This is a genomic window from Pseudomonas sp. VI4.1, assembly GCF_002029345.1.
GTDB lineage: Bacteria > Pseudomonadota > Gammaproteobacteria > Pseudomonadales > Pseudomonadaceae > Aquipseudomonas.
This window is the reverse complement of sequence record NZ_MULM01000117.1, coordinates 24,941-34,482: the sequence shown is the minus strand read 5'-3', so window position 1 is coordinate 34,482 and position 9,542 is coordinate 24,941. Positions and strand designations below refer to the sequence as shown.

Here is a 9,542-nt window from a genome sequence, read left to right as displayed (position 1 = left end):
TAATGTTGACTGACCCACCGTCTTCGCTGGCAAGCCAGCTCCTACAGGGGAATCACGCTGTACTGACGGAGATCATCCGCGATTGGCCCGCTGAATCACCTGCGGTGGCTGCCCGAAAGCCCGGATAAACGCCCGCCGCATCCGCTCACGATCACCAAACCCGGTATCGGTCGCCACCACGTCGATGGGGTGGCGACCGGTTTCCATCATCAGGCGCGCCGCTTCCACCCGCAGGTTTTCGATGGCCTTGGCCGGCGACTGCCCGGTTTCGGCATGGAATACGCGACTGAACTGCCGAGGGCTGAGATTGGCCGCGCCGGCCAGTGCCTCGACCGATAACGCAGACTTCAGGTTCTGCTTGGCGTAGGTCAACGCAGCCTGGATGCGATCGGTCTTGGGCTCCAGTTCCAGCATCACCGAAAACTGCGACTGCCCGCCTGCCCGTCGGTGGTACACCACCAATTGTCGCGCCACCCGCCGGGCAATTTCCGCGCCCAGGTCCTTTTCCACCAAGGCCAGCGCCAGATCGACACAGGCGCTCATCCCTGCGGCAGTCCAGACATTGCCGTCGTTGATAAAGATCCGGTCATCCTCGACCTTCACCTTGGGATACGCCTTCTGCAGCGCCGGAGCGTGACACCAGTGCGTGGACAGCGCGCCGGCCATCAAGCAAACCTGCCTCGGCCAGCGTGATCGCACCGGTGCAGATCGACCCCAGGCGCCGGGTGGTCCGGCTGGCACCGCGCAAGAATGCCACCATGCCGGGAGCCACCGGACGGATCAGGTTATCGCCCATCACCAGCAGCGTATCGAACGAGCGCTGGTCGAACGCCGTGGTCTCCACGCCAAACCCGGCGGAGGTCTGCACCGTGCCGCCGTGCTCGGACAGCAAGGACATGCGGTAGAGCGGCTCGTCGGCGGCGGTGTTGGCCAACTCGAAGGTGGCGCACATGGCCAGACCGAGCACCTGAAATCCGGGGTAGACGATGAGTCCGATGTGGAGCATGGCAGTGATCTCCATTGACCTTAAAGGTGGAGCGACCATGTTTCCGGCCACCCCTTCTCACAGTACGCTCTAATCGGGTCTATACATAACTGTAATCAGTTGGCCGAGAGGCACAGGCCATGGACAACAAGGGTTCCGGCATCAATCTGGCCTTCTGGCTGCCAGGCAGTGCGGTCATCCTCAGTCTGGTGGTGTCGATGTTCGCCCTCAACCGCGAACCCTTCCTCGAACCGCGGCCCGTCGGTGCGCAGTTCCAGGCTCAATTGCCGATCGAAGCGCGGCTATGGCAAGACCCGTTCGACGCGGTCGAGCGTTATCGAAAAAAGCTCACGGACAGCAAGAACCCGGATGCCGAGAAGGTCTGCAGCCCCGACATCTCGCCGCTGTCCGGCGCAAAACCGGCCCCCGATATCATGGTCGCGCTGGTCGAAGGCGGCCCATACGCCGACGAAATCGAACGGCGGCGGCGCATGCGTTACGCCCTGCTGGCGGGGTTCAAGAATTCCCATAGAGTGCCGGACCAGGAGCAGTACATCCATTGCTTGCGACTCGCCGCCAACCTGTCGCCCGATGCCCCGCACTCCTCCGGTTTCGTCGACGTGCCTTATGAAATATTCGTCTCCAATCCCTTTGATCCGCCGACGGCACTCGAAGGCCAGTCACCGCCGCCTGATCGAACGATCGTGTTCTGGTTGAAACAGGACGCGCTCGGTTCAACGCCGTTGCAACAGCTGGAAAAACTGCGCGAGACCCTGACCCGCAAAATCGGTGCAGCCTGCACGCCTGATCGATGTTTCGAGCCACCCGCCAATGCCGTCCTGAAGGCCATCGGCCCGTCCACCTCGACCGTCCTGCGCGACATGTACCAGGACCAGGATATCGGCAAGGCCACATCCACCGTGGAAATCTACTCACCGCTGGCTACGGCCGATAACGAAACCCTGGACCGCGGTTACCGGAAACTGGCGCCCCCCCTGGAAAACCGGGTCCCCATGAAGTTGCTGCGCACCGTCAGCGACGACGGCACCATGACCCAACTGATGCTCGAGGAACTGAAGTTGCGCCGAGTCGATCCGGCCAGCGGCGTGCGTTGCAGCCAGATCGGCTCGCCCTGTACCCGCGACTTTCGCCGCAGCGGCAATCGCATTGCCTTGATTGCCGAGTGGGACAGTTTCTACAGCCGCGCCCTGATCGAAAGCTTCAAGGCGCAGGTCGCCGACGATGCGCACCTGGGCAGTGACGAAAACCACCACAGGGACGTGGTCGATCAGTGGATTTTGCGCTTCAGCTATTTGCGCGGCCTGGACGGACGCCTGCCGGAGGAGTCCGCGAGCAACGATAAAGTCGCCGGTGCTGATCCTGGTAAAAATAAAGAGCTGACGCAAATCGATTTCAGCCCGTTGGAAAAATCCGACGGCAACTCTCAGCTCGATTACCTGCGGCGCCTCGCCGACCACATTGCCCAGGAGGACGAAGCCTACCGACGCAACGGCGAAAGCGGCATCGGCGCGATCGGTGTGCTGGGCGTCGACGCCTACGACAAGCTGCTGGTGTTGCAGGCGCTCAAGAGCCGGATGCCGTACAAACTGTTCTTCTCCACCGACCTCGATGCCCGCATGCTGCAAAGGGGCCAGGCGCAAACCACGCGCAACCTGATACTCGCCGCGCCTTATGGCCTGACGCTGACCCGCGCCTTGCAACAGGACGTGCCGCCGTTTCGCGACAGCCTGCAAAGCGCGGTGTTCATCTCGGTGCTGGCCGCGCTGGCGCCGCAATCCTTCGATGCCAAGCGCGCGAAGTTCGACTATTCGAAATCGGAGCTGCTGTCGCCGGGCATCTACGAAGTGGGCATCAGCGGCTTCATTCCCCTGGCCAGCCGGCTCACCGCATCGCGCCCGGCAACCTGTGAAGCACCGACCCAATCGCAGTCCGATCGCGGGGTCCGGCCCCATGACCTGATGGCCCTGCGTTGCCTGCAGGACCGATCGCCACCGCCCTACCCCGAGCCCGGCGAATCCATCCGTGAACGCTTCAAGCAAACCCAGTCGTTCTTCTGGGCCGGACCGCTGACGCTCACCCTGCTGTTACTCGGCGGGTTTATCGTCTGGTGGCGGATCGAGGGCCCGCACAATCATCACGACGCACGGCTGGCCTGGGTCCGCGGCGTGCCGATCACGCTGTTCATGGTGGCGGCGATCTGCGCCTTTATCGCCACGCGGTTCTGGCACGCCGAGTTCCTCTGGTTCACCTTCGTGTTGATCCTGTTGGGGATCGTTTCGTCAAACCTGACCCGGCGCTCGGCCAGGCACCTGGCATTGGCCCAGGACACCAGTTCGAGCACGGGTTTATACAACGCCCGAGCCTGGTACATCGTGATCCCTCTGGTGATGTTTATCCTCGCGCTGATGCTGGCGTACCAGATGCGCAGCACCTTGACCGACCACGGGCTCGGTGAACCGATGTTCCTGTTTGAAGGCATCAGCGCCTGGCCCACCGTGGCGCTGCGACTGCTGGCGGTGCTGATCTCCCTCTCGGCGCTGGCGTGGGGCTGGCGCAACCTGCGCATCAACCGGGCCGAGATCGAAGCCGCGTACCATTTGCGCCTGCACATGCGCCGATACGAGATGACCTTGTGGGGCCAGGTCCGACAGTTGATTCGCCAAGGCAAAGACTGGACGTATCGGCGCTGGAGCAACGAGTTGGGCCATTGCCTGATGCTGATTTTCTTCCCCCTGCTGAGCCCCAGCGAGCAATGGTCGAAGTCCTGCGCGCCGGCACAGGCCGCGTGCACCGACGGGCGCAAGATGATCGTCGTCGCCCGGTTCTGGGGTGAGCACTGCGTCTGCGGTTCTTTCGGCGCACGGATGCTGCGGGCCATGCTCGCCACTTGGGTGTATGTCGTGGTCACCAGCGTGCTGTTTGTCGTCTGGCCCATGCAGGGCACGCCCGTGCGGGGCGACTCGATGTGGTGGATGATGAGCTGGCTGATCCCCACCCTGGTGTTCCAGTTCCTGGTGTTCTGGGTGGTGGACGCCAATCTGTTGCTGACGCGATTCATCCGCCATCTCAGTGAACATCATGCGATCTGGCCCGGCACCTTGCAGATGCAGCACAAGAAAACCTTTGGCATGCTCAAGCATCCGTGCATCGACGAGTGGCTGGATGTGCAACTGATCGCCAAGCGCACCTCGGCCGTCAGCCGCCTCATCTACGCGCCGACGGTGGTCATGCTGATCTTGTTGGCCTCGCGCAGCAGCCTGTTCGACAACTGGCCGACACCGCCCAGCCTGATCATTTCCTACCTGCTGACGGCGCTGATCCTGCTGGTCTCCGCGCTGTCGCTGCGCCGTGCGGCGGAAAAATCCCGGACGCTGGCATTGCAACGACTCGACACCTACCTGCTGGAAACACCCGAAACGACACCTTATTACGCCAAGTTCAAGATGATCCGCGAGCGGGTGGCGACGCTCGCTACCGGCTCGTTCTCACGCTACGCCGAAGACCCGCTGATCAGGGCGCTGTTGCTGTCGCTGACCGGGATCGGTGGCTCGGCCATTGTCGATGCGTTGAACTACGCGAAGTTCTGACAGGAGATGCTTGATATGCAACTCATCACCGTGAAAATCGACAAACCCGAAGCGATCAATTTCATCTTTGGGCAGACGCACTTCATCAAGTCCGTCGAAGACATCCACGAAGCGCTGGTCAATGCCGTGCCCGGTATCCAGTTTGGCGTGGCCTTTTGCGAAGCCTCCGGCAAATGCCTGGTGCGCTGGTCCGGCACCGATCCGGCCATGATCGAACTGGCCCAACGCAATGCGCAAGCCATCGCTGCCGGCCACAGCTTCATCATTTTCCTCGGTGACGGTTTCTATCCGCTGAACGTATTGAACACGCTCAAGATGGTGCCAGAGGTGTGCCGGATTTTTTGTGCAACGGCCAACCCGACCGAAGTGATGCTCGCGGAGACGGACCAGGGGCGAGCCATTCTGGGCGTCGTCGATGGCTTCTGTGCCAAGGGCATTGAAGGCGAGGAAGACATCCTGTGGCGCAAGGACCTGTTGCGGCAGATCGGCTACAAACTTTGACCGGCTGGAACAGCGCCGCGCACGGAATCCATCAGTCTGGCGGCGCTCGCCTCGAGCTGGTGCACAGGGACTGAAAGTCGCTATATAAAAGTGCAAATAGCCCCTGCCTTCTAACCTTCTATTGCCTGCAAACCCGCTAAAGACGAGCCCTGCATGTTCTGGCCCGCTGCTTGCAATCACCTGACACGCAGTCAACGCTGATTGCGCATATACGACAAAGGCGCCGTGTAGCCCCCGTTTCGACGGAGGGTCACATGGCGCCTTTTTTGTTTCCGGACCGGTCAGGTGCGGCAGAGAATCGAGGGGCGAGGATGGCAAACAAGACCGTACGCAGTGTATGTCCCTATTGTGGAGTGGGCTGCGGCATCGTCATGCAGGTCGAAGGCAACCAGGTCGTCAAGATCGCCGGTGACAAGACCCATCCAAGCAACTTCGGTCGCCTGTGCACCAAAGGCAATACCTGCGGCCAGGCCATCGCCCAGTCGGGCCGGATGGAAAACGCCTACCTGCGCCAGGAGCGCAATCGCGACCCGGTACGGATCGACATGGACAAGGCCATCAGCGAGACGGCCAGAAGATTGCGCGAGATCCTCGATACCCACGGCCCCGACGCCCTGGCGTTCTACGTATCCGGACAGATGTCGCTGGAAGCCCAGTACCTGGTCAACAAGCTGGCCAAGGGTTTTGTCCGCACCAACAACATCGAATCCAACTCGCGCCTGTGCATGGCCAGCGCGGGCAGTGGTTACAAGCTGTCGCTCGGATCGGACGGGCCACCGGGTTCCTATCAAGACTTCGATCGCTCGGACCTGTTCTTCGTCATCGGTGCCAACATGGCCGACTGTCATCCGATCCTGTTCCTGCGCATGATGGATCGGGTCAAGGCCGGGGCGAAGCTGATCGTGGTCGATCCGCGGCGCAGCGCCACGGCGGACAAGGCCAGTCTGTTCATGCAGATCAAGCCGGTACCGACCTGGCCCTGCTCAATGGCCTGCTGCACCTGCTGGTGAAAAACGGCCATACCGACCCGGACTTCATCGCGGCGTTCACCGAAGGCTGGGACGCCATGCCCGAGTTCCTCGAAGACTATCCACCGCAGACAGTCGCGCAGCTCACCGGCATCCCCGAGGCGGACATCCGTCAGGCCGCCGAATGGATCGGCCAGGCCGCCGAGTGGATGAGTTGCTGGACCATGGGCCTCAATCAAAGCACCCACGGCACCTGGAACACCAATGCCCTGTGCAACCTGCACCTGGCCACCGGGGCGATCTGCCGGCCGGGCAGCGGGCCGTTTTCCCTGACCGGGCAACCGAATGCCATGGGCGGTCGTGAAATGGGTTACATGGGCCCCGGTTTGCCGGGGCAGCGTTCGGTGCTGGTCGAGGCCGATCGGGTATTCATCGAAGACCTGTGGGACATCCCGCGCGATAGCCTGCCCCGTGAGGTCGGCGGTGGCACCGTGGCGATGTTCGAGCAGATGGGCGCCGGCCAGATAAAAGCCTGCTGGATCATCTGCACCAACCCGGTCGCCAGCGTCCCCAACCGCCAGAAAGTGATTGAAGGCTTGCAGGCCGCCGAGCTGGTGATCACCCAGGATGCCTTCCTCGACACCGAGACCAACCGCTACGCCGACATCCTCCTGCCGGGTGCGCTCTGGGCCGAGGCCGAAGGGGTGATGATCAACTCCGAACGCAACCTGACGCTGATGCAGAAAGCCGTCGAGCCGCCCGGCGAGACGCTGCCCGACTGGCAGATCATCGCTCGGGTGGCGTGCGAAATGGGTTTTGCGCAGGCCTTCACCTACGCCTCCTCCTGCGAGGTGTTTGAAGAGATCAAGCGTGCCTGGAATCCCAAGACCGGTTATGACATCCGTGGTGCGAGTTATGCGCGCCTGCGGGAAAAACCGCTGCAGTGGCCCTGCGCTTCGGGCGATGGCGCCGACCGCAATCCGATTCGCTACCTGAACACCGGCGCGAGCCAGAAGCTCAAGATCGAGGCCGATGGCAGCCAACCCGCCATCGTATTCGCCACTGAACGCGGCAAGGGCATATTCCTCGCCCGTCCGCACATGCCGCCGGCGGAAATGCCGGACAAGCAATTCCCCTTCGTCCTCAACACCGGTCGCTTGCAACACCAATGGCACACCCTGACCAAGACCGGCAAGGTGGCGACGCTGAACAAGCTCAATCCCGGGCCATTCGTTGAAATCCATCCGGAAGACGCCGCCAGGTTTGGCATCAAAGACAAGGATCATGTCGAGGTCCGTTCACTGCGTGGCCGCGCCGTGTTGCCGGCGGTGGTGACCGACCGGGTTCGCCCGGGCAATTGTTTTGCGCCCTTCCACTGGAACGATGTGTTTGGCGAAAACCTGGCGATCAATGCCGTGACCAACGATGCCGTCGACCCGATTTCCCTGCAGCCGGAATTCAAGTTCTGCGCGGTCGCCCTGCAACGGGTCGAACTGATCGAGCACGCGTTTCTCGAAGTGCCAGCGCCCACCGCCGTCGACCTCCCCCCAGCTTCGTCTTTGAAAGAGGAACTTCCCATGTCGTGCATCGAGGCCTTCGCCGATCTCGCCGGCATCAGCAACCTGCCGTCCCCGCCACTGAACGAGAACGAGCGCACCTACCTCGCCGGTTTTCTCAGTGGCCTGCAATCCCCCGCGGGTCGGCAGGTGGGCGGCGTTCCTGTCCTGCCGCCCAACGCCCCACTGGCCAACGGCACTCGGCTGTGGCTTGACGGCGTTTTGGGCGGGCTGTTCAGCCGAGTCGAGTCGGGAATGCCACGCTTGAGCAGCAGCACCGAACCTGCGGCCCCCTCGACGGCAGGCACCAAACCTGCAGTGACGCTGTTGTGGGCCTCGCAAACAGGCAACGCCGAAGCCCTCGCCGAGCGTTTTGCCACGCGTTTGCGCGACGGCGGTGTAGCCGTGGAGCTGAGCGCGATGGCCGACTTTCCAGCGAGCAAACTGGCAAGCACCGACAATCTGGCCCTGATCAGCAGCACCTTTGGTGACGGCGATCCGCCGGACAATGGCGAAGGCTTCTGGAATACCCTCAGTACTGCAGAAACACGCCTGGAATCATTGCGCTTTGCAGTACTGGCGTTGGGTGACCCCAATTACGACCAGTTCTGCCAGCACGGCAAGAAACTCGATCAGCGTCTGCAGGAGTTGGGTGCGACACGGCTACTGGAGCGCGTCGACTGCGATACGGAATTCGAGGAGCGGGCGGATGCCTGGCTGGCCGAATTCCAACGAACCTTGCTACCCGCGCAGTCGGTGACCGTCGGGCCGACACAGAATGCGGTCGTCAATCCAATCCAGGCACCCGACAAGGCCAATCCTTATGCATCGCGGCTGCTGGTCAACCTTCGGCTGAACAACCAGAGCGCAAACAAGGAAACCCGGCTGTTTTCCCTGGCCCTGGCCGATTCCGGGCTGAACTACGAGGCCGGTGACGCCTTGGGCGTCTGGCCCCGCAACTGCCCGGAACTGGTGGGTGAGTTGCTCGATCTGACTGGCCTGGGTGCCGACACCACGGTGAATGTCGACAAGCTCGGTGAAGTCCCGTTACATCAGGCGCTGACCGAACACTTTGAAATCGCCCGTCCCAACAGCGACACCCTGGCGTTCATCGCCGAACGCAGCTCCAACCCGGCGCTGAAACAGCTGCTGGGCAGTGAACGCAAGGCCGAGTTGAAAGACTGGCTCTGGGGCCGGCAACTGGCGGACGTATTACAGGAATTTCCGCTCGATTGTTCGGCCAGCGAACTGTTGGCCACGCTCAAGCGCCTGCAACCACGACTGTATTCAATCGCCTCCAGCCCCAAGGCGCACCCGCATGAAGTCCATCTGACCGTGGCGGCCGTCCGTTATGGCAAGCGTAAAGGCGTGTCTTCGACCTTCCTCGCCGATCGCGCAGAGAACGGTGAGGTCCCGGTCTTCGTCCAGCCATCGAAGTACTTCCGCGCACCGGCCGATGGCAACCTGCCGATGATCATGATCGGCCCCGGCACGGGCGTGGCGCCGTTTCGGGCGTTCCTGCAAGAGCGCGCGCGCGGGGGGACCAGGGTCGCAACTGGCTGTTCTTCGGTGAGCAGCATGCCGCCAGCGATTTCTACTATCGCGAAGAATTGGAGGGTATGCAGCGTGATGGCCTGCTCAACCAACTCAGCCTGGCCTTTTCTCGCGATCAACCGGAGAAAATCTACGTGCAGGATCGAATCCGCGAGCAAGGTGCCGACCTGTGGCGCTGGCTCCAGGAAGGTGCGCAGCTGTACATCTGTGGCGATGCCAGCCGCATGGCCAAGGATGTCGACCAGGCCTTGCGCCAGGTTGCACAAAGCCATGGTGGACTGAGCGCCGACAGCGCAGCTGACTACTGGCGCCAGCTGAGCGAACAGAAACGCTACCTGCGGGATGTTTATTGACTAACGACTATAGCGCT

At 62.0% G+C, this 9,542-nt stretch carries 2 protein-coding genes and 2 pseudogenes; 3 read left to right on the top strand and 1 reads right to left on the bottom strand.

Translation table 11 applies throughout. From position 1 onward, the window contains the following. Window positions 1-72: 72 nt before the first annotated feature. Window positions 73-1,006 (bottom strand): annotated as a pseudogene (locus tag BZ163_RS07420) (GlxA family transcriptional regulator). A gap of 119 nt (window positions 1,007-1,125) precedes the next feature. On the opposite strand from BZ163_RS07420, the gene BZ163_RS07415 reads away from it, so the two are divergent. From BZ163_RS07415 to BZ163_RS07405, 3 genes and pseudogenes are all read left to right on the top strand, one after another. Then, window positions 1,126-4,593 (top strand): hypothetical protein, encoded by a 3,468-nt coding sequence (locus tag BZ163_RS07415; RefSeq protein WP_128870391.1) that lies wholly within the window; start codon window positions 1,126-1,128, stop codon window positions 4,591-4,593. A 15-nt stretch (window positions 4,594-4,608) separates the two neighbouring features. Then, the gene (locus tag BZ163_RS07410; protein WP_128870390.1) at window positions 4,609-5,094 is read left to right on the top strand and encodes an adenosine-specific kinase; all 486 of its coding nucleotides are present in this window, start codon (window positions 4,609-4,611) and stop codon (window positions 5,092-5,094) included. A gap of 311 nt (window positions 5,095-5,405) precedes the next feature. Beyond that, window positions 5,406-9,525 (top strand): annotated as a pseudogene (locus BZ163_RS07405) (molybdopterin-dependent oxidoreductase). Window positions 9,526-9,542 lie beyond the last annotated feature (17 nt).